The 25,308-nt window shown below is 67.3% G+C and carries 20 protein-coding genes and 1 pseudogene; 11 read left to right on the top strand and 10 right to left on the bottom strand.

Annotated features, from left to right (window positions below; genetic code table 11):
- Positions 1 to 51 precede the first annotated feature (51 nt).
- The 8 genes from WFQ67_RS08295 (at position 52) to WFQ67_RS08260 (ending at position 9,796) form a co-directional block, all read left to right on the top strand.
- On the top strand, positions 52 to 615 hold the full coding sequence (locus tag WFQ67_RS08295; RefSeq protein ID WP_337056576.1) for a helix-turn-helix domain-containing protein: 564 nt from the start codon (positions 52 to 54) through the stop codon (positions 613 to 615).
- Between the two features lie 277 nt (positions 616 to 892).
- Positions 893 to 2,494 carry an ABC transporter substrate-binding protein gene (locus WFQ67_RS08290; protein WP_337056575.1) on the top strand — a complete coding sequence of 534 codons (1,602 nt, stop codon included), beginning with the start codon at positions 893 to 895 and terminating at the stop codon, positions 2,492 to 2,494.
- Positions 2,495 to 2,737: 243 nt separating this feature from the next.
- On the top strand, positions 2,738 to 4,183 hold the full coding sequence (locus WFQ67_RS08285) for an OprD family outer membrane porin (RefSeq protein ID WP_244862984.1): 1,446 nt from the start codon (positions 2,738 to 2,740) through the stop codon (positions 4,181 to 4,183).
- 51 nt (positions 4,184 to 4,234) lie between these two features.
- Complete coding sequence (locus tag WFQ67_RS08280; protein WP_244863053.1) at positions 4,235 to 5,806, top strand: ABC transporter substrate-binding protein; 1,572 nt, start codon at positions 4,235 to 4,237, stop codon at positions 5,804 to 5,806.
- Positions 5,807 to 5,920: 114 nt separating this feature from the next.
- Positions 5,921 to 6,931: an ABC transporter permease subunit gene (locus WFQ67_RS08275; protein WP_213628525.1), complete on the top strand. Its 1,011-nt coding sequence runs from the start codon at positions 5,921 to 5,923 to the stop codon at positions 6,929 to 6,931.
- A 9-nt stretch (positions 6,932 to 6,940) separates the two neighbouring features.
- Positions 6,941 to 7,843 (top strand): ABC transporter permease subunit, encoded by a 903-nt coding sequence (locus WFQ67_RS08270; RefSeq protein ID WP_043244191.1) that lies wholly within the window; start codon positions 6,941 to 6,943, stop codon positions 7,841 to 7,843.
- A 10-nt stretch (positions 7,844 to 7,853) separates the two neighbouring features.
- Positions 7,854 to 8,825, top strand: coding sequence for an ABC transporter ATP-binding protein (locus WFQ67_RS08265; RefSeq protein ID WP_213628524.1), 972 nt, complete (start codon positions 7,854 to 7,856; stop codon positions 8,823 to 8,825).
- Positions 8,825 to 9,796: a peptide ABC transporter ATP-binding protein gene (locus tag WFQ67_RS08260; protein ID WP_213628523.1), complete on the top strand. Its 972-nt coding sequence runs from the start codon at positions 8,825 to 8,827 to the stop codon at positions 9,794 to 9,796. Before WFQ67_RS08265 ends, WFQ67_RS08260 begins: the two co-directional genes overlap by 1 nt.
- A 100-nt stretch (positions 9,797 to 9,896) precedes the next feature.
- On the opposite strand, the gene WFQ67_RS08255 is transcribed toward WFQ67_RS08260, so the two are convergent.
- Entirely contained in the window at positions 9,897 to 10,532 is a 636-nt protein-coding gene (locus WFQ67_RS08255; RefSeq protein WP_213628522.1) for a LysE family translocator, read from the bottom strand.
- 131 nt (positions 10,533 to 10,663) lie between these two features.
- Here WFQ67_RS08255 and WFQ67_RS08250 point away from each other — a divergent pair, with 131 nt between their 5' ends.
- Entirely contained in the window at positions 10,664 to 11,146 is a 483-nt protein-coding gene (locus WFQ67_RS08250) for an Lrp/AsnC family transcriptional regulator (RefSeq protein ID WP_213628521.1), read from the top strand.
- Positions 11,147 to 11,236: 90 nt separating this feature from the next.
- Here the strand turns inward: WFQ67_RS08250 and WFQ67_RS08245 are convergent, their stop codons facing one another.
- From WFQ67_RS08245 to WFQ67_RS08225, 5 genes are all read right to left on the bottom strand, one after another.
- Positions 11,237 to 12,163 (bottom strand): biotin-dependent carboxyltransferase family protein, encoded by a 927-nt coding sequence (locus WFQ67_RS08245; protein ID WP_213628520.1) that lies wholly within the window; start codon positions 12,161 to 12,163, stop codon positions 11,237 to 11,239.
- Positions 12,160 to 12,837 carry a 5-oxoprolinase subunit PxpB gene (gene pxpB, locus WFQ67_RS08240; protein ID WP_213628519.1) on the bottom strand — a complete coding sequence of 226 codons (678 nt, stop codon included), beginning with the start codon at positions 12,835 to 12,837 and terminating at the stop codon, positions 12,160 to 12,162. Before pxpB ends, WFQ67_RS08245 begins: the two co-directional genes overlap by 4 nt.
- A complete protein-coding gene (locus tag WFQ67_RS08235) occupies positions 12,834 to 13,580 on the bottom strand; it encodes a 5-oxoprolinase subunit PxpA (protein WP_173173278.1) in 747 nt (248 codons plus the stop codon). Before WFQ67_RS08235 ends, pxpB begins: the two co-directional genes overlap by 4 nt.
- Before the next feature lie 182 nt (positions 13,581 to 13,762).
- The gene (locus WFQ67_RS08230; RefSeq protein ID WP_337056574.1) at positions 13,763 to 16,378 is read right to left on the bottom strand and encodes a sulfite reductase flavoprotein subunit alpha; all 2,616 of its coding nucleotides are present in this window, start codon (positions 16,376 to 16,378) and stop codon (positions 13,763 to 13,765) included.
- A 222-nt stretch (positions 16,379 to 16,600) separates the two neighbouring features.
- A complete protein-coding gene (locus WFQ67_RS08225) occupies positions 16,601 to 17,764 on the bottom strand; it encodes a type III PLP-dependent enzyme (RefSeq protein WP_213628517.1) in 1,164 nt (387 codons plus the stop codon).
- Positions 17,765 to 18,326: 562 nt separating this feature from the next.
- On the opposite strand from WFQ67_RS08225, the gene WFQ67_RS08220 reads away from it, so the two are divergent.
- Complete coding sequence (locus WFQ67_RS08220) at positions 18,327 to 19,910, top strand: peptide chain release factor 3 (RefSeq protein WP_213628516.1); 1,584 nt, start codon at positions 18,327 to 18,329, stop codon at positions 19,908 to 19,910.
- 84 nt (positions 19,911 to 19,994) lie between these two features.
- Complete coding sequence (locus tag WFQ67_RS08215) at positions 19,995 to 20,783, top strand: TatD family hydrolase (protein WP_337056573.1); 789 nt, start codon at positions 19,995 to 19,997, stop codon at positions 20,781 to 20,783.
- Positions 20,784 to 21,507: 724 nt separating this feature from the next.
- On the opposite strand, the gene WFQ67_RS30345 is transcribed toward WFQ67_RS08215, so the two are convergent.
- The 4 genes and pseudogenes from WFQ67_RS30345 to ampD form a co-directional block, all read right to left on the bottom strand.
- Positions 21,508 to 22,212 carry a methyl-accepting chemotaxis protein gene (locus WFQ67_RS30345; protein ID WP_420803756.1) on the bottom strand — a complete coding sequence of 235 codons (705 nt, stop codon included), beginning with the start codon at positions 22,210 to 22,212 and terminating at the stop codon, positions 21,508 to 21,510.
- A 153-nt stretch (positions 22,213 to 22,365) separates the two neighbouring features.
- Positions 22,366 to 22,656, bottom strand: a pseudogene (locus WFQ67_RS30340) (HAMP domain-containing protein); the annotation flags it as partial.
- 1,165 nt (positions 22,657 to 23,821) lie between these two features.
- Positions 23,822 to 24,658 carry a regulatory signaling modulator protein AmpE gene (gene ampE, locus WFQ67_RS08205; protein WP_111263632.1) on the bottom strand — a complete coding sequence of 279 codons (837 nt, stop codon included), beginning with the start codon at positions 24,656 to 24,658 and terminating at the stop codon, positions 23,822 to 23,824.
- Positions 24,655 to 25,218 carry a 1,6-anhydro-N-acetylmuramyl-L-alanine amidase AmpD gene (ampD, locus tag WFQ67_RS08200; protein WP_263152782.1) on the bottom strand — a complete coding sequence of 188 codons (564 nt, stop codon included), beginning with the start codon at positions 25,216 to 25,218 and terminating at the stop codon, positions 24,655 to 24,657. Before ampD ends, ampE begins: the two co-directional genes overlap by 4 nt.
- Positions 25,219 to 25,308: the final 90 nt, after the last annotated feature.

Raw genomic sequence — 25,308 nt, 5'->3', positions numbered from 1 at the left:
ACGCGGGCCCCGTCCCGTTATACTGGCCGCCTTCCAACAAGAGCCCTCGCCATGTCCGTAGATCGCATCGGAGAACGTTTGCGCCGTTACAGACGCGCCGCCAAGAAGACCCTGAGCGAAGTCGCGAGCGAGTCCGGCCTCACCGCCAGCTTCCTCTCCCAGGCGGAGCGCAATCTCACCGGCGTGTCGATCTCCTCGCTGGCGAACATCGCCAAATCCCTCAACGTCCCGCTCAACGTCCTGTTCGACCAGCCGCCGCAGCCGCAACCCGATTCGCACCAGGGCGAGCGCGTGCGCTACACCATCGAGGGCCAGCCGCTGGCCTACGAGCGCCTGTCCACCTCGTTCCCCGGCAACCTGCTCAACGCGGTGAAGATGAACATGCCGGTGGGCTACCAGTCGGAACTCATCGCCCACGAGGGCTCGGAGTTCGCCTACGTGCTTTCCGGGCAGATCATCTACACGATCGAGGGTCGGCAATATCCCCTGAGCGCCGGCGATTCGGTGCACTTCGATGCAGGCAAGACCCATTGCCTGGCCAATGCCGGCAGCGAGATGGCCGAGGTCCTGACCATCACCACCATGCCGCTGTTCGACGATCACAGCGCCTCCTGAGGCCCTGTCCCGCCCCCTCTCCAGCGTGAATGCGCAGTCCCGCGACGCACCAATGTTAGTCGCGCTTAATTTCTATTGACCGGAATTTCAGCATGACTTAATTTCGGCCTCGGCTGATTGCCGGGGATGGACCCATGGCAACGCCGCTTACCGCTGCAAAGGGCCGGCGCACCCGACCAGGGAACCGGAATGCAGCGGGGTGTACCGATCCATGTGCTCGGTCCAAAAGGCCGCAACGCACGTGACGCCCTCAGAAAAAGAACAAATTGAGGTTTGCATGCGCAAGAACACCCCCATCCAGGCCCTGCTCGCCGCAGGCCTGCTTCTCGGTTCCCCATTCGTTTCCGCCGCCAGCAACCTGGTGTTCTGCTCAGAGGGCAGCCCGGCGGGCTTCGACCCCGGCCAGTACACCACCGGCACCGATTTCGACGCGGCTTCCGAAACCCTGTTCAACCGCCTGGTGCAGTTCGAACGTGGCAGCACCCAGGCCGTCCCCGCCCTCGCCGAGAAGTGGGACATCTCCCCGGACAACCTGAGCTACACCTTCCACCTGCGCCAGGGCGTGAAGTTCCACACCACCGACTACTTCAAGCCCACCCGCGAATTCGACGCCGACGACGTGCTCTTCACTTTCCAGCGCATGATCGACAAGGAGCACCCGTTCCGTAAGGCGTACCCCAGCGAGTTCCCCTACTTCACCGACATGGGCCTGGACAAGAACATCGCCAAGGTCGAGAAGGTCGACGCGCACACCGTGCGCTTCACCCTCAACACCGTGGACGCGGCCTTCATCCAGAACCTGGCGATGCCCTTCGCCGTGGTGCATTCGGCCGAATACGCCGACCAGCTGCTCAAGGCCGGCAAGGCCGCCGAGCTGAACCAGAAGCCCATCGGCACCGGCCCCTTCGTGTTCAAGCGCTACCAGAAGGACGCGCAGATCCGCTTCGCCGGCAACAAGGACTACTGGCAGCCGGACGAGGTCAAGATCGACAACCTGATCTTCTCCATCAACACCGACGCCTCCGTCCGCGCGCAGAAGCTCAAGGCCGACGAGTGCCAGATCACCCTCAACCCGCGCCCCGCCGACCTCGAGTCGCTGAAGCAGAACGCCAAGCTGCAGGTGCCGTCGAACCCCGGCTTCAACCTCGGCTACATCGCCTACAACGTCACCCACGCCCCCTTCGACAAGGTGGAGGTGCGCCAGGCGCTGGACATGGCGGTGAACAAGCCCGCCATCATCGACGCCGTCTACCAGGGCGCCGGCCAGCTCGCGGTCAACGCCATGCCGCCGACCCAGTGGTCCTACGACGAGACCATCAAGGGCAGCGAGTACAACCCCGAGAAGGCCCGCGAGCTGCTCAAGGCCGCCGGCGTCAAGGAAGGCACCGAGATCACCCTCTGGGCCATGCCCGTGCAGCGCCCCTACAACCCCAACGCGCGGCTGATGGCCGAGATGCTCCAGGCCGACTGGGCCAAGGTCGGCATCAAAGCGCGCATCGTCAGCTACGAATGGGGCGAGTACATCAAGCGTGCCCACGCCGGCGAGCACGACGCCATGCTGATCGGCTGGACCGGCGACAACGGGGACCCGGACAACTGGCTCGGCACCCTCTACGGTTGCGACTCGATCAACGGCAACAACTTCTCCAAGTGGTGCGACCAGGACTACGACAAGCTGGTCAAGCAGGCCAAGAACGTCACCGACCAGGCCCAGCGCACCGAGCTGTACAAGCAGGCCCAGCAACTGCTGCGACGTGAAGTGCCGATCACCCCGATCGCCCATTCCACCGTCTACCAGCCCATGAGCAAGAGCGTGCAGGGCTTCAAGATCAGCCCCTTCTCCACCAACTCCTTCTACGGCGTGGCCAATGCGCCCTAGCCGTACCTGACGAGCCCGGCGGGCCCCACGCCCGCCGGCTTTCGCGGCCCCTTCCGGGCCACCCCGTGAACCCATCTCCATCCGACGCCAGATCGGAGGAGGCCCCTTTCATACCTGCCCCAACGAGTTCGCAAGGATGCAGCGCTTGCGCGCGTCGGCACCGGCTTGCCCGGCGTCGGCGGCAGTCCGCATGAGCGTTCCTTGTTTCGATGAAGAAGCGATAACAAAAAAGGAGCACACGTGATGAAATCCACCCCCTTCCAACGAGCAACCCTGGGACTGGCGCTGATGGCTGCCAGCGCGCACCTCTTCGCCGCCGAAGAGGAAAAGGTCCCGCCGGTGCCCGAGAACCCCAGCTACGCCGCCCAGGTGCAGAACATCCCGTCGGTGGAGAAACCGGTGAAGGGCCAGGCCGGCGCCACCGGCTTCCTCGAAGGCCAGAGCCTGACCCTGACCACCCGCAACTTCGCCGCCCGCGAGCAGATGAAGGACGGCTTCGGCTTCACCATCCCCAAGGATGACGGCCCGCAGCGCACCCACAGCCGCCGCGCCTGGGTGCAGGGCACCCAGCTGAAATACAGCTCCGGCTACACCGAAGGCACCATCGGCTTCGGCCTGGACGTCGCCGCCTTCAATGCCATCAACCTGGAACGCGGCAAGGGCCGCATCGGCGGTGGCGGCAACCGCACCCTGGCCGACAGCAACGGCCACGGCCAGGAGGAGTGGTCCAAGCTCGGCGTCGCCAACGTGCGCCTGCGCGCCTCCAATACCGAGTTCAAGGCCGGCCGCTTCCTGGTGGACACCCCGGTGCTCAGCTACATCGACAACCGCGCCCTGCCTTCCAGCTTCACCGGCTACGCGGTGACCAGCGAGGAATTCGATGGCCTCGCCCTGCAGGCCGGCAGCTTCCGCCGCGCGAGCCCGCGTACCGGCGCCGGTGACGAAGCCTTCACCACCGAATATGGCACCCGCGAGGTCACGGGCGACCACATGCATTACCTCGGCGGCAACTACAAGCCGCTGGATAACCTCGAGGTCGCCGTCTACGCCGGCCGCTTCGAGGATGTCTGGGACCAGTACTACCTGAGCGTGGCCCACGACCTGGGCGACCGCGAGACCCTGTCGCTGCGCACCGCCTTCAACGGCTACCGCACCCGCGACACCGGCGACCGCAAGGCCGGCTACATCGACAACGACACCTTCAGCCTGGCCTTCACCCTGGCCCACCAGGCCCACGCGCTGACCCTGGCCTGGCAGCAGGTCGACGGCAACGAGTACTTCGACTACATCCACGAGACGGCCGCCATCTACCTGGCCAACTCCCTGCTGTCGGACTACAACAGCCCGAACGAGAAGTCCGCGCAGATCCGCTACGAGACCGACTGGAGCTACTTCGGCGTCCCCGGCCTCTCCACCACCGCCTGGTACGCCAAGGGCTGGGACATCGACGGCACCCACTACGACGGCGACCGCAACGGCGCCTTCGGCAACTACGCCGAAGTGCGCGCGATGGACGACGAGCACCACCGTGAATACGGCCTGATGGCGGCCTACAAGGTGCAGAGCGGGAGCATCAAGGACAGCACCTTCAAGGTCACCTACATGTCCCACAAGGCGAGCAAGCAGCAGATCGACGGCAGCGTGAACGAGCTGCGTATCGTCAGCACCTTCCCCTTCGACCTGCTCTGACACGGATGCGGCGCCGGCCCCGCGCCGGCGCCTGGAGGATTCGACATGAAGATGCGTTACCTGCCCCTGCTGGCCGCCCTCGCCGCCAGCGCCCAGGCCCAGAACCTCGTGGTGTGCACCGAAGCCGCGCCCGAGGGCTTCGATATCGTGCAGTACACCGGCGCGGTGACCGCCGACGCCACCGCCGAGACCGTGTTCAACCGCCTGCTCGCCTTCAAGCCCGGCACCACCGAGCTGGTCCCGGGCCTGGCCACCAGCTGGGAGATCAGCGACGACGGCCTGGTCTACACCTTCCGCCTGCGCCCGGACGTGAAGTTCCACGCCACCGACTGGTTCACCCCGAGCCGGCCCTTCAATGCCGACGACGTGGTCTGGACCTTCCAGCGCGCCCTCGACCCCAAGCACCCCTGGCACGAGTCGGCGCAGCGCGGCTACGCCTACTTCGACGCCATGGGCATGCGTGAGCTGATCAAGTCCGTGGAGAAGGTCGACGCGCTCACCGTGCGCTTCACCCTCACCCACCCGGAGGCGCCCTTCCTGGCGGACATGGCCATGCCCTTCGCCTCCATCTACTCGGCCGAGTACGGCGACCAGTTGCTGGCCGCCGGCAAGACCAACCAGCTCAACCAGCTGCCGATCGGCACCGGCCCCTTCGTCTTCAGCCGTTACGCCAAGGACGCCCAGGTGCGCTACAAGGCCAACCCGGACTACTTCCGCGGCAAGCCCGAGATCGACAACCTGGTGTTCGCCATCACCCTCGACCCCAACGTGCGCCTGCAGAAGGCGCGGGCCGGCGAGTGCCAGGTGGCGCTCTATCCGAAACCCGAGGACGTCGCCGGCGTACGCACGGACAGCCGCCTGGCGGTGGACGAGATCGACGCCCTGCTGACCACCTACGTGGCCATCAACACCCAGCACAAGCCGCTGGACGACACCCGCGTGCGCCAGGCCATCAACCTCGCCATCGACAAGCAGGCGATGATCCGCGCGGTGTTCGGCGAGGGTAACGCCAGCGTGGCGGTCAACCCCTTCCCGCCGACCCTGCTGGGCTACAACCACGCGATCGAGGATTGGCCGCACGACCCGGAGAAGGCCCGCGCGCTGCTCGCCGAAGCCGGGGTGAAGGACCTGAAGATCACCCTCTTCATCCGCAACGGCACCTCGCCTACCATCCCCAACCCCGCGCTGGCGGCACAGATGATGCAAGCGGATCTGGCCAAGGCCGGCATCCAGATGACCATCCGTTCGCTGGAATGGGGCGAGCTGCTCAAGCGCTCCAAGGGCGGCGAGCACGACATGGTGCTGCTGGGCTGGGCCGGCGACAACGGCGACCCGGACAACTTCCTCAGCCCCAACCTGTCGTGCGCGGCAGCCAAGTCGGGGGAAAACCAGGCGCGCTGGTGCGACCAGGCGTTCGAAACGCTGATGCAGAAGGCCCGCACAGTCAGCGAGCCGGCGGAACGGGCGAAGCTCTATGAACAGGCCCTGGAGGTTTTCCACCGTGAATCCCCATGGATTCCCCTGGCACACCCTAAGCTGTTCAATGTGCGCCGGAGCAATATCGAGGGCTACGTGATCAGCCCTCTGTCCAACAACAACTTCGCCACCACCCGGGTGAAGTAACGGCGGTCTCGCGGCGGTCCAACCCATCGCCGCGAGACGCCCGACAACAAGAACAGCGCCCGCCCACCGTTACCCACGGAAGCGGGCGTGATACCTGAGGAGTCAACCCCCGAGATGCTCAGTTTCATCGCCCGCCGACTGGGGCTTCTGATCCCCACCTTCTTCGGCATCACCCTGCTCACCTTCGCGCTGATCCGCCTGATACCCGGCGACCCGGTCGAGGTGATGATGGGCGAACGCCGGGTCGACCCCGAAATGCATGCCCAGGCGATGACCCGCCTCGGCCTCGACAAGCCCCTGCGCGAGCAGTACCTGGACTACATCGGCAAGCTCGCCAAGGGCGACCTGGGCGAATCCCTGCGCACCCGCGAAAGCGTCTGGCACGAGTTCCTCACGCTGTTCCCCGCGACCCTGGAACTGGCCCTGGCCGCCCTGCTGTTCGCCGGCACCCTGGGCCTGCTGGCCGGGGTGATCGCCGCGCTCAAGCGCGGCTCGCTGTTCGACCACGGGGTGATGGGCATCTCGCTCGCGGGCTACTCCATGCCGATCTTCTGGTGGGGCCTGCTGCTGATCATGTTCTTCTCGGTCTGGCTGGGCTGGACGCCGGTCTCCGGGCGCATCGACCTGCTCTACGACATCGAGCCGGTCACCGGCTTCATGCTCATCGACACCCTGCTCTCCGACGAGGAAGGCGCCTTCCTCGACGCCCTGCGCCACCTGATCCTGCCAGCCATCGTGCTGGGCACCATCCCGCTGGCGGTGATCGCCCGCATGACCCGCTCGGCCATGCTCGAAGTGCTGCGCGAGGACTACGTGCGCACCGCCCGCGCCAAGGGCCTGTCGCCGGCCCGCGTGGTGTTCGTCCACGGCCTGCGCAACGCGCTGATCCCGGTGCTCACCGTGTTCGGCCTGCAGGTCGGCACGCTGCTGGCCGGTGCCGTGCTCACCGAAACCATCTTCTCCTGGCCGGGCATCGGCAAATGGCTGATCGAGTCGATCGGCGCCCGCGACTACCCGGTGGTGCAGAACGGCATCCTGCTGATCGCCTGCCTGGTGATCCTGGTGAACTTCGTCGTGGACGTGCTCTACGGCTTCGCCAACCCACGCATCCGCCACCAGCGCTGAGGACCCGACATGACCATCGCTCAGAACACGGTCGAACCGGCCATCCTCTACCCCTCGCCGATGAAGGAATTCTGGCGGGCCTTCTCCCACAACAAGGGCGCCGTCGGCGGCCTCGCCTTCATGATCCTCATCGTGATCTGCGCGCTGTTCGCGCCCTGGATCGCGCCCTATGACCCCAGCGAGCAGTTCCGCGACGCCCTGCTCACCCCGCCGGCCTGGCTCGAAGGCGGCCAATGGCAGTTCGTGCTCGGCACCGACGAGCTGGGGCGCGACCTGCTCTCGCGCCTGATCCACGGCGCCCGCCTGTCGCTGCTGATCGGCCTCGCCTCGGTGGTGATGTCGCTGCTGCCCGGCATCCTCCTCGGCCTGATCGCCGGCTTCGCCCCGCTGCTGGGCATGCTGATCATGCGCCTGATGGACATCATGCTGGCGCTGCCCTCGCTGCTGCTGGCGGTGGCCATCGTCGCCATCCTCGGCCCAGGGCTGATCAACACCGTGATCGCCATCGCCATCGTCTCGCTGCCCTCCTACGTGCGCCTGACCCGCGCCGCGGTGATGGTCGAGCGCAACCGCGACTACGTGACCGCCTCGCGCCTCGCCGGTGCGGGCATCTTCCGCCTGATGTTCATCACCGTGCTGCCCAACTGCATGGCGCCGCTGATCGTCCAGGCGACCCTGAGCTTCTCCTCCGCCATCCTCGATGCCGCGGCCCTCGGCTTCCTCGGCCTCGGCGTGCAACCGCCGACACCGGAATGGGGAACCATGCTGGCCTCCGCCCGCGACTACATCGAGCGCGCCTGGTGGGTGGTCTCGCTGCCCGGCCTGACCATCCTGCTCAGCGTGCTGGCGATCAACCTGATGGGCGACGGCCTGCGCGACGCGCTGGACCCGAAACTCAAGAATGCCGTCTGAGGAGCCCACCATGAGCCTTCTGGATATCAAGAACCTCGGCGTGCGCTTCGGCGACGCCAACGCGGTACCGGTGGTCGACGGCCTCGACCTTTCCGTGAACAAGGGCGAGGTGCTGGCCATCGTCGGCGAGTCCGGCTCCGGCAAGTCGGTGACCATGATGGCGCTGATGGGCCTGATCGACGCCCCCGGCAGGGTCACCGCCGACAGCATGCAGTTCGACGGCACCGACATGCTGCGCCTGAAGGGCAAGCAGCGCCGGCACATCGTCGGCAAGGACCTGGCCATGGTCTTCCAGGACCCCATGACCGCCCTCAACCCCAGCTACACCGTGGGCTTCCAGATCGAGGAAGTGCTGCGCCAGCACCTCGGCCTCAAGGGCCGGGCCGCCCGCCAGCGTGCGCTCGAACTGCTCGAACGGGTGGAGATCCCCGGCGCCGCCAGCCGCCTCGACGCCTACCCGCACCAGCTGTCGGGGGGCATGAGCCAGCGCGTGGCCATCGCCATGGCCATCGCCGCCGAACCCAAGCTGCTGATCGCCGACGAACCCACCACCGCCCTCGACGTCACCATCCAGGCGCAGATCATGGACCTGCTGCTGGACCTGCAGCGCGACCACGACATGGCCCTGGTGCTGATCACCCACGACCTGGCGGTGGTCGCCGAGACCGCCGACCGCGTCTGCGTGATGTACGCCGGGCAGGCGGTGGAGATCGGCGAGGTGCCGCGCCTGTTCGACGCGCCCACCCACCCCTACACCGAAGCGCTGCTCAAGGCGATTCCCGAGCACAGCCAGGGCCAGCGCCGCCTGGCCACCCTGCCCGGCATCGTCCCCGGCCGCTACGACCGGCCCCATGGCTGCCTGCTGTCGCCACGCTGCCCCTACGCCCAGGCCAGCTGCCGCGAACGCCGCCCCGCCCTGGACCCGCACGACCACGGCGCGGTGCGCTGCTTCTTCCCCCTGAATCTCGACGAGGTGGCCTGATGAGCGCCGTCCTGACCGCCCGTGACCTGACCCGTCACTACGACATCTCCCGCGGCCTGTTCAAGGGCAGTGCCACGGTGCGCGCCCTCAACGGCGTGTCCTTCGAACTGCAGGCCGGCAAGACCCTCGCCGTGGTCGGCGAGTCCGGCTGCGGCAAATCCACCCTGGCCCGCGCCCTGACCCTGATCGAGATCCCCAGCTCCGGCTCCCTGCAGATCGCCGGGCAGGAAGTCACCCGCGCCAACGGCGCCCAGCGCCGGCAGATGCGCCGTGACGTGCAGATGGTGTTCCAGAACCCCTACGCATCGCTCAACCCACGGCAGAAGATCGGCGACCAGTTGGCCGAGCCGCTGCTGATCAACACCCAGCTGTCCCGCGCCGAACGCCGCGAGCAGGTGCAGGCGATGATGCAGCAGGTGGGCCTGCGCCCCGAGCACTACCAGCGCTACCCGCACATGTTCTCCGGCGGCCAGCGCCAGCGCATCGCCCTGGCCCGCGCCATGATGCTCAACCCCAAGGTACTGGTGGCGGACGAACCCACCTCGGCGCTGGACGTCTCCATCCAGGCCCAGGTGCTCAACCTGTTCATGGACCTGCAGGAGCGCTTCAACACCGGCTACGTGTTCATTTCCCACAACCTCTCGGTGGTGCAGCACGTGGCGGACGATGTGCTGGTGATGTACCTCGGCCGCCCGGCGGAGATCGGCCCGGCGGAGCTGATCTACAGCCGCCCGCTGCACCCTTACACCCAGGCGCTGCTCTCGGCCACGCCGACCATCCACCCCGACCCGGCCAAGCCCAAGATCAAGATCGTCGGCGAACTGCCCAACCCGCTCGACCCGCCCAGCGGCTGCGCCTTCCACAAGCGCTGCCCCTACGCCACCGAGCGCTGCAAGGTGGAAGTCCCCGAGCTGCGCCCGCTGGACGCCCGCCAGGTGGCCTGCCACCACGCCGAGACCATCGCCCCGTAAACGCCCGCGAACCCCATCGCCACGATGGGGTTCGTTTCCTCCCATAGGGGCGACTTCAGTCGCCATGCAGCCCGCAGGGCTGCCCTTCTCTCCCTCTGCCCTACATCTCCCGCAACAGCGCCAACCTCACCCCGAAGCCCACCAGCACGCCGCCGAACAACCACTGCTGGATGCGCTGGGCCAGCGGCCGTTGCCCCAGCCAACGCCCGATGCCGGCGCCGGCCAGCGCATAGCAGGCGTCGAAGGCCAGGCCCACGCCCACCAGCACCGCGCCCAGCAGGGCGAACTGGGTGAACAGCGGCCCCGCTCCCGGGTCGACGAATTGCGGCAGCAGCACCGAACAGAACAGCAGCGCCTTGGGGTTGAGCAGGTTGGTCAACAGCCCACGGCGGATCGCCGGCCACCAGGCGCCGCCCAGGGCAACCCCCTCCCCGCCGCTGCCAGCCACCAGCTGCGAGGCCGGCGTCTGCAAGATGCGCACGCCGATCCACAGCAGGTACGCCGCGCCAGCCAGGCGCACCAGGTCGAAGGTCCAGGGCGCGGTGCGGAACAGCACCGCCAGGCCCAGCCCCGCCAGCGCCACATGGCAGGCACGCGCCACCGCCAGTCCCAGCGTCGTGGCCAGCGCCAGGGCGCGGCCCTGGCGGGCACCGGTCTGCAGCAGCAGGATCATGTCCGGCCCCGGCAGGAGGTAGGCCACCGCCAATGCCATCAGGAATACGCCGATGTCCGCCATCACCTTCTCCTCCACGTCTGCGAGAGGAAAATTCTATGCCCGAAGGCCAGGGCAGGTGCTTGCGTATTCCGCCACGAAGTGGATGCTGTTTGGCACGAACCAACACTTATCCACAGAGCGACCATCCATTTATGCCAAATCTCAAGCTGGACGCTTTCGACCACAAGATCCTCGCCGCCCTCCAGCGCGATGGCCGCCTGAGCAACGTGCAACTGGCCGAGGAGATCGGCCTGTCGCCCTCGCCCTGCTTGCGCCGGGTGCGCCTGCTGGAGGAAGCCGGAGTGATACGCGGCTACCAGGCCGACCTGGATCGCTACGAAGTGGGGTTGGGCCTGACGGTGTTCGTCGGCATCAAGGTCGAGCGCCACAGCCCCGACCGCGCCGATGCCTTCCGTGAAGCGGTGGTGCTGCTGCCCGAGGTGATCTCGGTGCACCTGGTGTCCGGCGAGGCGGACTTCCTGCTCCAGGTGGTGGTGCCCGACCTGCGCGCCTACGAGCTGTTCCTCACCCAGCACCTGATCACGCTGCCCGGCGTCAGCGACATCCGCAGCAACTTCGCCATCCAGACGGTCAAGGCGCCCGGGCCGCTGCCCCTGAACCACCTGCCGAAGTGATCTCATCCAGTGGATGCCCCGTCCGCGGCAATGACGCCCGGGGCGCAAGCGGGTTTCACCCAGCGTGCAGGTCGAGTGAAACCCGACGCCCTACGAACCCGCTCCGAAGAAGCGGCGGAACGCGCGCACCTCGGGCTGTACCGCCGAGATATCCACAGCCTGGAAACGCAGCGTCTGGCGCGCCGCGCATTGGGCCAGGCGGTCGCAGTCCCGTGGGTGCAGCCAGCCGAGGATGGGGTAGCCGCCCATGGTCTGGTGGTCGGCCTGGAGAATGATCGGCTGGCCGTCGGGCGGGACCTGCAGGGTGCCGCGCACGACGCCCAGGGACCACTGGCGTTTCGGCGGGTGGATCGCCTCGCCCTGCAGGCGCGCACCCATGCGATCCGACTGCGGGCTGAGCTGCCAGGGCCGCTCGAGGAAGGCGCGAACCTGACCGGGGTCGAACTGCGCGGCATCGCCGCCGAGCATCACCCGCAGCGGCCGCTCGGCGCGGTAGTCCGGCTGCCAGGGCCAGGGCACGCTGGCGCCACGCTCGAAGCGGCCACCCCCGCCCGGCAGCAGGTCGCCATCGGCCAGCTTCGCGCCCCGCCCATCCAGCCCGCCGAGGCCTTCACGCACCTGGCAGGCGACGCTGCCCAGCACCGGCTCGACACGGAAGCCACCGGCGATGGCGAGGTAGGCCCGCTGGCCGCTGCGGGCGAACCCCAGCTTCAACCGCTGCCCGGCGCGCAGCGCGAAGCGTGACCAGTTGGGCCGCACCTCGCCATCCAGGGTGATCGGCAGGTCCGCGCCGCACAGTGCCACCCAGGTGTCGCCGAGGCTCTCCAGTTCGACGCCGCCCAGGGCGATCTCGATCAGCAGCGTGCCCGCCGCGTTGCCCAGCAAGCGGTTGGCCCAGGCGGCGGCGTGGCGATCCATCGGCCCGGCCGGCGACACGCCCAGGTGTTGCCAGCCCTGCCGGCCGCCGTCCTGCAGCAGGCTCAGCGGCCCGGCCTTCAGCAGGCGCAGGCCGTTCATGGCTCGCCCCGCTCGCGGCGATAGGTGGGTTCGTCGATGGGCACGAAGCGCACAGAGTCCCCCAGCGCGAGCGGGCACGGGGGCTCGCTCGCCGGATCGAACAGCGGTCGGGGGCAGAGGCCCAGCAGGTGCCAGCCGCCGGGGGAGGCCTGTGGATAAATCGCCGTCTGCCGCTCGGCGATGGCCAGGCTGCCCGCCGGCACCCGCGTGCGCGGGCTGCTGCGACGCGGCAGGGCAAGGCGCGTATCGAGCTCGCCCAGGTAGGCGAACCCCGGGGCGAAGCCGATGGCGCCGACGCGGTACAGCGTGGCGCTGTGCAACTCGATCACCTCGGCGGTGCTCAGCCCGCAGGCACGCGCCACCGAGGCCAGGTCCTCGCCGCCATACCAGACGGGCATTTCGTGCATGCGCCCGTCCCGCACGGGCACCGCATCCGGTTGCCATTGCTGCAGCAGCGGTTCCAGGTCGGCGGCCAGTTGCGCGGGATCGGTGCGCAGCAGGTCGTAGTGCAGCAGCAGGGTGGTCCAGCCCGGCACCAGGTCGCGGAGCTGGGAGCCGAGGCGCTGGCGGATGGATTCGGCGAGCTGCGCGATGCGAAGCGGCAGGCGCGCATCCGGCTCGTCGGCCAGCACCAGCAGCAGCGCCTCGGCGCCGACCGGCTCGATGCGGATCACAAGGCGTCCAGATGGGCTCGAAGGCGTCGCAGCACCGCCAGGGATTCGGGGTTGTCGCCGTGCACGCAGAGGCTGTCGGCCACCAGTTGCAGGGGCTTGCCGTCGATGTCGGCGAAAGCCTCGCCCCGGGCGATGGCCACCGCCTGGGCGATGATGCGCTCGGGGTCATGGTGCACGGCACCCTCCAGCCGGCGCGGCGCCAGCTGGCCATCGGACAGGTAGGCGCGATCGGCGAAGGCCTCGAACATCAGCGGCACGTCGGCGGCGTCGGCCAGCCGCAGCTCGCGTCGATTGTCGGCCAGGGCCAGCACCATCAGCGGCAGGCCCTTGCGGTAGCTGGCGCAGGCGTCGAGCACGGCTTCCAGCAGGGCGTCGTTGCGCACCAGGTCGTTGTACAGCGCGCCGTGGGGCTTGACGTAGGCGACCTGGGTGCCGGAGGCGCGGCAGAACGCATCCAGCGCGCCGATCTGGTAGAGCACCAGGGCACGCACCTCGTCGGGCGGCAGCTCCATGCGCCGGCGGCCGAAACCGACCAGGTCCGGGTAGGCCGGATGGGCGCCGATGGTCACGTCGTGGTCCACGGCCAGCTCGACGGTGCGCAGCATGGTCATGGGATCGGAGGCGTGGAAACCGCAGGCCAGGTTGGCCTGGTCCACCAGGGGCATGGCGTGCTCGTCGTCGCCCAGGGTCCAGGCGCCGAAGCTTTCACCCATGTCGCAGTTCAGCAGGATTCGATTTTTCATCGCCTGATTATGGCGACAGCGGGCGGGCTGCGCGAGATGGGGTTGAGGTGCAGTGGGTCCCCGCGTTCACGGGGATGAGGAATGGGACAAGGACGTGCCGCCCCGGTGCCGAGGCTTCAGTCCGTAGCCCGGGCTTCAGCCCGGGAAGCACACCCGGGTCTGAAGCACGGCCCATGAACCGATCAGTACACGTCGCGGCGGTAGCGCCCTTCGGCGGCGAGGCGGTCCAGGCCCTCGTCACCCAAGAGCTCGCGCAGGACGCGATCGACGCCGTCGGCCATGCCCTGCAGGCTGCCGCAGATATAGAACACCGCGCCCGCCTCGACCCAGGCACGGACTTCGGCACCGGCCTCGCGCAGGCGGTCCTGCACATAGACCTTGTGCGCCTGGTCGCGGGAGAAGGCCAGGTCGAGCCGTTCCAGCTCACCGCTGGCCAGCCAGCCTTCGATCTCGTCGCGGCAGTAGTAGTCGTGGGCCTGGTTGCGCTCGCCGAACAGCAGCCAGTTGCGGCCGTTGCCGGCGGCGATGTTGGCCTTGAGCAGCGCCCGCAGGCCGGCGAGGCCGGTGCCGTTGCCGATGAAGATGGCCGGTCGCTCGCCCTCCAGGCGGTGGAAGCGGGCGTTGCGACGCAGGCGCAGCGGCAGGCTGGCGCCGATCGGCAGGTGATGGGTGAGCCAGCCGGAGGCGATGCCCAGGGTGCCATCGGCATGCTGCTCCTGGCGCACGATCAGCTCCAGGGCACCGTCGCTCTCCAGGGAGGCGATGGAGTACTGGCGCACCGAGAGCACGATCAGCGCATCCAGCAGCGCCTGCGGGTGCAGGCCCACCAGGTGCTCGAAGGAGTCCGGCAGCAGGCGCGCGCCCAGGGCCTGGCGCAGGGACTGGGCGGTGCCGTCCACGGTCACCGGGGCATCACCGTCCAGGCCGTGCTGGTCGAGCCAGCACTGGATGCGCGAGTCGGCCTGGCGCGGAAGGATCTCCACCAGGTCGCCAGCCTGCCAGCGGATCTGGCTGCCCGCCGGGGCGCCCAGGCGCAGCAGCCAGGTGGACTCGCCCTGGCTGCCGGGGTTGAGGTGCTCGCGCGCGTCCAGGGTCCAGGTTTCGAAAGGCTGCTCGGTCCACACCGGCACCACGCTGGAGCCGGCCAGCGTGGCCAGGCGTTGCTGCCAGTCCTGCAGCGCATCGCGGTCGCCGTTGTCCACTTCCACCGTATCGAACAGCGGGCTCGCGCCCTGGCCCTGGAGCCAGGCCTGCAAGCGCTGGGCGAAGCCGCAGAAGTGCTGGTACTGGCGATCGCCCAGGGCGAGCACGGCAAAGCGCAGCTCGGCCAGTTGCGAGGCCTGGCCCAGCACCTTGCGTTCGAAACCGCGAGCGGTATCGGGGGCCTCGCCGTCGCCGAAGGTGCTGACCACGAACAGGGCATTGCGCGCCTCGGCCAGTTGCCCGGCATCCAGCTCGCCCAGTTGCTGCACGCGCACCGGGAAGCCGGCGGCCTGCAACTGGCCGGCGCTCTGCCAGGCGAGCTGCTCGGCGAAACCGCTCTGGCTGGCGAAGCCGATCAGCCAAGGCTCGCCTTCACCGCCCTGGCCGAGGCCGCCGCGTGCGGCCCTGATCGCGCGCTTCTTGCGCCGACGGTCGAGGTAGAGCAGCCAGCCGGTGATGAAGAACAGCGGCATGGCGAGGCTCGCCAGCATCATCAGGATGCGCCCGGGCAAGCCGAAGTACTCGCCCACGTGCAGGGCGTAGATGCTGGTGAGCAGTTGCGCCTTGAAGCTCTTCTCGGCGTAGCGCTCGACGCGGGCGACCTTGCCGGTGGCCGGGTCGAGGGTGATCTGGTTGAGCGCGCGCGGGTGGCTGGCGTCCTTGAGCAGGTAGAACACCGTGGCGGGCTGGCCGCCCACCGGCGGCAGGCGCAGGTTGTAGGCGCTGAGGCCGGGGCCGGCGGCCTCGCGGATGCTGGCCCAGACGGCATCGTAGTCCACCACCAGCGGTGGGCCGGAAGGTGCTTGCGGCATCCCCGGGCGGCCCCCTTCGCGGCGCTCGCCACGGCCCTCGCCACGGCGCTCGCCGGGCTTGGCCTGCTGCTCGACGGGCGCATCGGCCAGCAGGCGCTGCAGCCCGGCGCGGTACCACTCGTAGGACCAGAACAGGCCGGTCAGCGCCGCCAGGAGGTAGAGCGCCAGGCACCAGGTGCCGGCCACGGCGTGCAGGTCCCAGTTGAAGCTGCGGCCCTTGCGCGCCCAGTCCAGGGTCAGCCAGGCACGCCAGCTGCCGGCCTGGCGCGGCCAGCGCAGATAAAGGCCGGAGAGGCAGAAGAAGATCAGCGCCAGGGTGCTGGCAGCGGTGATCTGCTTGCCGGTCTCGCCCATGGCGAGGAAGCGGTGCAGTTGCAGCATCAGGCCGAAGAACGGCTGGCCGACCGGGTCATCGAGCAGCTTGCCGTTGTAGGGGTCGAACCAGCGCATAGGGCCACGGCGTTCACCGGGCGGCGGCATGAAGAACACCCGGGCCGGCCCGCCGGACTGGGTTTCCACCCAGAGGCCGGAGACCTGCTCGCCCGCGCTGGCTTCGATCCGGCGTACCAGTTCGGCGGGCGGCAGCACGCCGTCGGCGCTGACCTCCAGACGCAGGGTGTCGGCATTGAGCCATTCGAGGATTTCGTCCTGGAAGCTGTAGGCGGCGCCGGTGACGCCCATGAGGGACAACACCAGGCCGGCACTGATGCCGAGGAGCCAGTGCAGCTGGAACAGGACTTTCTTGAACACGGTGACCCCTTGTGGAAAACGGGCAGCCGCCATCAGCCGGTCGGACGGAGGCCAAGGATTCTCATATGGGATGCGATTCTATTTGAGAATAAATTTCATAAACAGAGTGTTCGACGCGTTTTTACCTTCTATTTACCTTCGCCCGGCAGCCCGCCCATGCCGCGACGGCACGCACGCCACGGCACCCGATGCCGGCCAGGCGCCACGCGGGCAAAAAAAAGCCTGCCGGAGGCAGGCTTTCCTTCGGGGCGGCGCTTACAGGTAGAAGGCCTTCAGCGGCGGGAAGCCGTTGAATTCCACCGCGCTGTAGCTGGTGGTGTAGGCACCGGTGGAGAGCCAGTAGAGGCGGTCGCCGCTGGCCAGGTTCAAGGGCAGGCCGTACTTGTAGTTCTCGTACATGATGTCGGCGCTGTCGCAGGTCGGGCCGGCGATGACCACTTCTTCCATCTCGCCCTTCTTCTCGGTCCAGATGGGGAACTTGATGGACTCGTCCATGGTTTCGATCAGACCGGAGAACTTGCCCACGTCGGTGTAGACCCAGCGCTCCACGGCGGTGCGCGACTTGCGTGCCACCAGCACCACTTCGCTGACCAGGATGCCGGCGTTGGCGATCAGCGAGCGGCCCGGCTCGAGGATGATTTCCGGCAGCTCGTCGCCGAAGTCTTCCTTGAGGAAGCGGGTGATCTCCTCGGCGTAGGTCTCCAGGGCGTTGGTGCGCTGGATGTAGTTGGCCGGGAAGCCGCCGCCCATGTTGATCATCTTCAGGGTGATGCCGTCTTCTTCCTTGAGGCGCTCGAAGATCACCTTGACCTTGGCGATGGCGGCGTCCCACACGTCGATGTCGCGCTGCTGGCTGCCCACGTGGAAGGACAGGCCGTAGGGCTCCAGGCCCAGCTGCTTGGCGAGGATCAGCAGGTCCAGGGCCATGTCGGGGTTGCAGCCGAACTTGCGCGACAGGGGCCAGTCGGCGGAGGTGGAACCCTCGGTGAGGATGCGCACGTAGATCTTCGAACCCGGCGCGGCCTTGGCGATGTTGCGCAGGTCCGCCTCGGAGTCGGTGGCGAACAGGCGCACGCCCTTCTCGTAGAAATAGCGGATGTCCTTGGCTTTCTTGATGGTGTTGCCGTAGCTGATGCGCTCCGGGCCGACGCCGGTCTTCATCACCTTGTCCAGCTCGTAGATGGAGGCAATGTCGAAGTTGGAGCCCTTGTCGCGCAGCAGCTCGGTGATCTCGGTGGCCGGGTTGGCCTTGACCGCGTAGTAGATCTTGGCGAAGGGGAAGCAGCCGACCAGTTGGTCATAGGCATCGGCGATGGTCTGCTTGTCGATGACCACGAAGGGGGTGTCGTGCTGATCGGCGAATGCCTTCATGCGCTGGAAAGTGGCGGGTGCGAAATAGTCTTCGACCTTGATCGACATACTGGGCTCCATTGGGCAAAAACCACAAAAGTTGCAAGGGATGGGCTTGGTGCGAAAAGCCTGAACGTCTAATCCGTTTCCCCACTTTGGTTCGCCTACTTCCCAAGGCATGTCGCCGAGGATCTACAGCCTTGCGGCTGCCAACCTCTCGTCGTCAGTACTTGAGCCGGATGGATCGTTTCCAGCATGGACGTTCGGGCGCGAACTTTAGGACCATGGGAAGCGCAGATCAATCAAAAAATGCCGCTTTATCGCATCCCTTTGTCGCGTTACCTGTTGACTGTTCGGCATTCAAAACAAACCGTCATGGAATGCTGCACAAAACCGCTGCCGGCGGCCTTCGCAGCGCATCGGGGCGTGCTCGGGTCAGGCGATCATCGCCCTCTTTTCTGACAGACCGATGATGCCCGCGAGGGTTCAGGCGCATCGCCCCGAGGGGTGCCGAAAAGGCCGGGCGCGCCGCCTGCGACATGCGGACTGATCCACCGGGCGTTTCCCGCTATAATTCCGCGCTTTTCGGGCCGCGCATGGCCCGCAACCGTTTCCAGCCAGGCACATATCCATGACCATCCAGGCCGCCGAAGTCGCCAAACGCCGCACCTTCGCCATCATTTCCCACCCCGACGCCGGTAAGACCACCATCACCGAGAAGCTCCTGCTGATGGGCAAGGCGATCGCGGTCGCCGGTACGGTGAAGTCGCGCAAGTCCGACCGCCACGCGACCTCCGACTGGATGGAGATGGAGAAGCAGCGCGGCATCTCCATCACCACCTCGGTGATGCAGTTCCCCTACCGCGAGCACATGATCAACCTGCTCGACACCCCCGGCCACGAAGACTTCTCCGAAGACACCTACCGCACCCTGACCGCGGTGGACTCGGCGCTGATGGTCCTCGACGGCGGCAAGGGCGTGGAGCCGCGCACCATCGCCCTGATGGACGTGTGCCGCCTGCGCGACACGCCCATCGTCAGCTTCATCAACAAGCTGGACCGCGACATCCGCGATCCCATCGAGCTGCTCGACGAGATCGAGGCTGTGCTGAAGATCAAGGCCGCGCCCATCACCTGGCCGATCGGCTGCTACAAGGACTTCAAGGGCGTCTACCACCTGGCCGCCGACAAGATCATCGTCTACACCCCGGGCCACGGCCACGAGCGCACCGAGATCAAGGTGATCGAGAAGCTCGACTCGGACGAGGCCCGCGCGCACCTGGGCGATCTCTATGACGACTTCGTCGAGCAACTCGAGCTGGTACAGGGTGCCTGCCACGAGTTCGATGAAGAGGAATTCCACCAGGGCCGCATGACCCCGGTGTTCTTCGGCACCGCGCTGGGCAACTTCGGCGTCGACCAGGTGCTCGACGCCGTGGTCGACTGGGCCCCGCGCCCGCTTTCGCGCGCCGCCCACGAGCGCGTGGTGGAGCCGACCGAGGAGAAATTCTCCGGCTTCGTGTTCAAGATCCAGGCGAACATGGACCCCAAGCACCGCGACCGCATCGCCTTCATGCGCATCTGCTCGGGCAAGTACGAGAAGGGCATGAAGATGCGCCACGTGCGCCTGGGCAAGGACGTGAAGATCGCCGACGCGCTGACCTTCTTCTCCAGCGAGCGCGAGCAGCTCGATGAGGCCTTCGCCGGCGACATCATCGGCCTGCACAACCACGGCACCATCCAGATCGGCGACACCTTCACCGAAGGCGAGGCGCTGGGGTTCACCGGCATTCCGCACTTCGCCCCCGAGCTGTTCCGCCGCGTGCGCCTGAAGGACCCGCTGAAGTCCAAGCAGCTGCGCCAGGGCCTGCAGGAACTGGCCGAGGAAGGCGCCACCCAGGTGTTCTTCCCCGAGCGCAACAACGACATCATCCTCGGCGCGGTCGGCGTGCTGCAGTTCGACGTCGTCGCCAGCCGCCTGAAGGAGGAGTACAAGGTCGAGTGCGCCTACGAGGCGATCAACGTGTGGTCGGCACGCTGGATCGAGTGCAAGGACGAGAAGAAGCTCAAGGAGTTCAAGGACAAGGCCATGGAGAACCTCTCCGTGGACGGCGGCGGCCACCTCACCTACCTGGCCCCGACCCGCGTCAACCTGGCCCTGATGGAAGAGCGCTGGCCGGACATCAAGTTCCGCGCCACCCGCGAACACCACTGACCGCGCGCGCCGATCGAGGCGCCGCTTGCCGGCGGCGCCTCTGGGCTAGGCTGAACCCCATCCCCTGATGCGACCGCCGCCCCGATGCTGATCGACACCCATACCCACCTGGACTTTCCCGAGTTCGACGCCGACCGCGCCGAGGTGCTCGACCGCGCCCGTGCGCTGGGCGTGAAGCGCCAGGTGCTGATGGGCGTCACGCGGGGCAATTGGCAGCGTATCTGGGAGCTGGCCGACACCCAGGACGACCTCCACGTCGCCTTCGGCCTGCACCCCATCTACCTGGGCGAACACCAGCCGGCCCACCTGGATGAGCTGCGCACGATGCTCCTGGCTCACGCCGGGCACCCCAAGCTCTGCGCGGTGGGCGAGATCGGCCTGGACTACTACCTCGAAGACCTCGATCGCGACGCCCAGCAGGCGCTGTTCGAGGCGCAGCTCGCCATCGCGGCCGACGCACAGCTGCCGGTGCTGCTGCACGTGCGCAGGAGCCACGCGGCGGTGATCGCCACCCTCAAGCGCTTCCGCCTGCAGCGGGCCGGCATCGTCCACGCCTTCGCCGGCAGCGTCGAGGAAGCGCGCGAGTACCTGAAGCTGGGCTTCCGCCTGGGCCTCGGTGGCGCCCCCACCTGGCCCCAGGCCAACCGCTTGCGCAAGGTGGTGCCGCAGTTGCCGCTGGAGGCCATCGTGCTGGAGACCGATGCCCCGGACATGGCGCCATCCATGCACCCGCAGCAACGCAACAGCCCCGAGTACCTGCCGGATATCTGCGCCAATCTCGCCGAGCTGCTGGGCATATCCCCGGACGCGCTCGCCGCCGCCAGCAGCCGCAACGCCTGCGAGCTGTTCGGCTGGGAGCCTCTCCCGGGCTGAAGCCGGCTAGGCCGAATGCCGCAGCCTGCGTAGAAGCGAACTCATTGGCTCTGTCTGCGTTAAGTGTTGCTAGAAGGTTTCGAGCCCAGCTGATTGCCGAGCTTTGCTGGTGCTTCTGGTTTCGCCCACCCGGGCGAGTCTCTTTCTTCAGTCGTCGGGATGCCGCCCACAAAAAAGAAACCAAAGAGGCTTGCCCCATCATCCGGCCCCGGCTTCGCCGGGGTTCCCTCACTCCATCGTCGTTACTCGCTACGCTCGCCCTTCGGGCCGCACTGAAGTGCGTTCGCCACAAGTGGCGTCTGGGGGCCGGCGCGATGGGCCAACCATGGCCTGGCGCGCCTCTCGGGGCATCCATGCCGCTCGTCCCCCGACGCAACGATTGCGTTCGGCCTCCTGGAGGGGCGCTTCTGCTGCTCCAACGTCTTCGCCGGAATCTTCATCGATGTGCGCATCACGCTTTGGGGGGCGGAGTGGCTTCCGTAGGGTGGCGTAGAGCGAAGCGAAACCCACGCGGTGGGCGTGGCAGGGAGTCATAAATGCTCGGAAAGCACCGGTCTTGAGGCTTCGCATCAAGCTCACTACAGCTAACGCAGACAGAGCCAATTTATTCGCGACAGGTACGCCACGGACTTATCCACAGCAGGGTTCGTGGGGATGGCGGTGTGTGGTGAAGCTCCACCCGCCTCGTCACCCCCGCGAACGCGGGGGCCACTGAGGGGAAGGATCAGACGCGGAACGCGCCGATCAGTTGCTTGAGCTGCGCAACCTGCTCGGAAAGCTGGCGGCTGGCCTGCTCGGTCTGGCTGGCGCCCTGGGCGGTGCGCTCGCCAGCGCTGTTGATCTCGACGATGTTCTGGTCGATGTCGTGGGCCACGGCGGTCTGCTGCTCGGCAGCGGCGGCGATCTGCTGGTTCTGGTCGACGATCATGCCCACCGCCCCCAGGATGTTCTCCAGCGCCTGCTGCACGCGGCCGGACTGGTTGACGGTGCCATCGGCCATCTGGTGGCTGGTGTTCATCGCCTTGACCGCCGCGCCGACGCCGCCCTGGAGCTTGGCGATCATCTGCTCGATCTCTTCGGTGGACTGCTGGGTGCGCTTGGCCAGGGTACGGACCTCGTCGGCCACCACGGCGAAGCCGCGACCCTGCTCACCGGCACGGGCGGCCTCGATGGCGGCGTTGAGCGCCAGCAGGTTGGTCTGCTCGGCGATGCCCTTGATCACCTCCAGCACACGGCTGATGGACGCACTGTCGGAGGCAAGCTGGTTGATCACGTTCACCGACTGCTCGATCTCCTGGGCCAGGCGCTCGATGCTGCCCAGCTGGGACTCCACCAGGGCGCGGCCACTGACGGTCTCCTCGTTCACGCTGTGCGCGCTGTTCACCGCGGCCGCGGCGCTGCGGGCGACCTCCTGGGCGGTGGCGGACATCTCGTTCATCGCCGTTGCCACCTGCTCGATCTGGCTGCGCTGGCCGGCGACGGCCTGGTTGCTCTCCTCCGAGACGTCCTGCACGCGTCCCGCCTGGCGCTCGACCTCGACGACGGTCTGGCCGACCAGCTCGATCAGGTCGTGGATCTTCGCCACCGTGCCGTTGAAAACCTGGCCCAGCTCGCCCAGCTCGTCGCGGCTCTGGGCGCGGAAGTTGACCGTCATGTCGCCGGCGGCGACCTGGTCCATGACCCGGCCGAGGCTCTTGAGGGTGGTACGGGTGGAGACGTAGAAACCGCTGTAGAGGTAGACGATGGCGAGGAACACCACCACCAGGGCGACCACCAGCAGCACGGTCTGGGCGCGCTTCTCGCCGAGGCGCTTTTCCAGCTCGGTCTTGAGCAGGCCGAGGGCGGCGTCGTTGAGCTGGTAGGTCTTGTCCATCTGCGCGGTGACCTGGTCGTAGAACTGCGCCCAGGGGGTGTCGAGGGTGTCGGCCATGATCACCTGGTCCTCGAACAGCGTAGCGCTCTGCTTGAGGGTTTCACGGCTGGCGGTAGCGAGCTCGCCCAGTGCAGCCTGGGCCCGGGGGTTGCCGTTGAGCGCGTCCTGGATCTTCAGCCCGTATTCGGAACCGATCTTCTCCAGCTCCAGCAACAGGTCGTCCAGCTTGGTGCTGGCGGCGGAATTGAGGAACCCCTGGCCCAGGGAGTAGGCACCGATGGCCCGCCCCTTGCTGATGGCGGCAGTGACGCTCGAGGTGACGCCGGTGACCAGCTCGGCGACCTGGCGTACGTCGCGCTGGCTGTCCTGGCTGAGGCCGGCCTGGCTGGCGACCAGCTTGATGAACACCTGGGCGTTGCCCAGCTGCTTCTCGATCATGGCGCTCTTGCTCTGCAGGGACGTCTCTTTCCCGGCCGCCTGCAGGCCCTTGAGCATCTCTTCGCGCTTGTTGTTGAACTCGGCGACCTGTTCCGGATCGGTGGTCACGGGTGCGAGTTTCTCGAGGGCGTCGGCCAGGTCCTTCTCCAGCTTGCCGATGCGCGTATCGAGATCGCCGGCCTGCCCGGACTGGCCGATCAGCGAATTGATCAGCACCAGGTCGTTGAGGTTTTCCAGGTTGCGCCGGATGCCCTGGCTGGCGCCCAGCAGGTCCAGGCTTTCCAGCTCGGAACGGGTGCTGACGAATTCCTGGTAGGACTCGCGCACCAGGTAGAAGTTGGTGACCAGCATCGGCAGGAAGAACAACACGCTGATCAGACTGAATTTCATGCCGAAGCTGAGGCGATTCATCAGCGCGATGGCCGGATACAACACGGTCTTCACAAGACGTCTCCTGTTTCCTAATTATTCTTATGGGTCGCCTCGGGGGCGGCCAAGGATCGCATCTGGCAGTGCGGCCGTCCCAGATCGTCCGACCTGTGGGTGACAGATAAGGACTAACGATGCCGAGCAATAAACGTGATGCATGTCACGAAATACCCGGCAAGGTGCAGGAACTGTGTACCTGATATCGGCGGAACGTTCTGTAACTTAAGGTTAAGAAGTCTCGAAGCGCGACCCGGCTGGCGCGGGCCGGACCGACGGCATAGCGCCGCCGGCCGCACGGTCAGAACAGCAGGGTCCAGAGGGCGAAGCCGGCGTACCAGAGCACCGCGGCCCGGACCAGCAGGTGCCAGAGCGCATCCAGGCTGGCCACGCCCGCCTCGCCGGCCGTGTCGTCCGGCAGCTCTCCGGCGGCGCGCCCGGCGATGACCACGAAGCGCTCGGCGGCGATGTCCCAGTTCAGCAACTCATGCAGCAGCACGCGGCTGACCGCGACGAAATTGCCCACCAGCGAGAAGCTCGCGGCCAGCACCCGCACCGGCACCCAATCGAAGGCATGGCGCATCTGCGCGGCGCGCTCGCGCAGGGCGGGCTCCTCGGCGTGCTCGGCGGCCAGGGCCAGCAGGCGATAGGCCAGGGCCGCGACCGGGCCCAGCAGGAAGTACCAGAAGATCACCGCGAAGAAGCTCTGGTAGGCCTGCCAGACGAGATGCCCCTGGACCCGCAGCAGCAGGTCATCGCCCTCCTCCACCTCGAGGCCCAGGTCACGCTCGGCGACGTGGTAGGCGCCCTGGACGTCACCCCGGCGCCAGGCATCGCGGAAGGAGCCGAGGTCCGCCTGGACGTCGCCGCGCCCGAGGGCGTAGATCACCACCAGCAGGTGCAAGGGCAAAGCCAGCCAACCGTAGGCGAGCGGTTGCAGGGCCATCAGCAGGAGGGCCAGGACCACCAACGGCAGCACCACCAGCAGGCCGAGGATCGCCCAGGGGCGGCCGGCCAGGCGCGGGTTGCCGGAAAGGCGGGCCAGCTGGCGCAGCCAGGGCCCGTCCTGCTGGATGCGCTGGCGCAGGCTGGAGAACTTCTCCACCCAGAGCACCAGCAGGAGAACCAGGAAACTCATGCGTCTACCTCCTTGTCGTGCAGGCTGGCGCGAAAGCGCGCCCAATCGAATGCGGGCCCGGGATCGGTCTTGCGCCCGGGAGCGATGTCGCTGTGCCCCCGGACACGTTCCGGGGTGATGCCGGGATAGGCGCGCAGCAGGCCGCGCGCGAGCTGGCCGAGCACGGTGTACTGGGCCTCGGAATAGGGCTGGTCGTCGGTGCCCTCCAGCTCGATGCCGAGTGAAAAGTCGTTGCAGTTCTCACGGCCCTCGAAGAAGGATTTGCCGGCGTGCCAGGCACGCTCCAGGCAGGAGACGAACTGCGTGACGGCGCCGTCGCGCTCGATGAGGAAGTGCGCCGACACCTGCATGGCGGCGATGTCGGCGAAATAGGGATGCTCGGCGGCGTCCAGCCGGTTCTGGAAGAACTGCTGGACCTTGCCGGTGCCGAACTGGCCGGGCGGCAGGCTGATGTTGTGGATGACCAAGAGGGAGATCTCCCCCTCCGGGCGGGCATTGAAGTTCGGCGAGGGACAGTGGCGGGCGCCTTGGCACCAACCTGTCGCGGGGTCCGGCTGCATGGTGGGCTCCTTGGTTGGCGGACACTCTAGAGCAGGCGAAGCCCAGGGCCAAGGCCCTGAAACGACGACGCCCGGCAAGCCGGGCGTCGT

This window comes from Pseudomonas sp. USHLN015 (assembly GCF_037153275.1).
GTDB lineage: Bacteria > Pseudomonadota > Gammaproteobacteria > Pseudomonadales > Pseudomonadaceae > Metapseudomonas > Metapseudomonas tohonis.
Note: the sequence above shows the minus strand (reverse complement) of the source record. Positions and strands in the feature narration are given on the sequence as shown.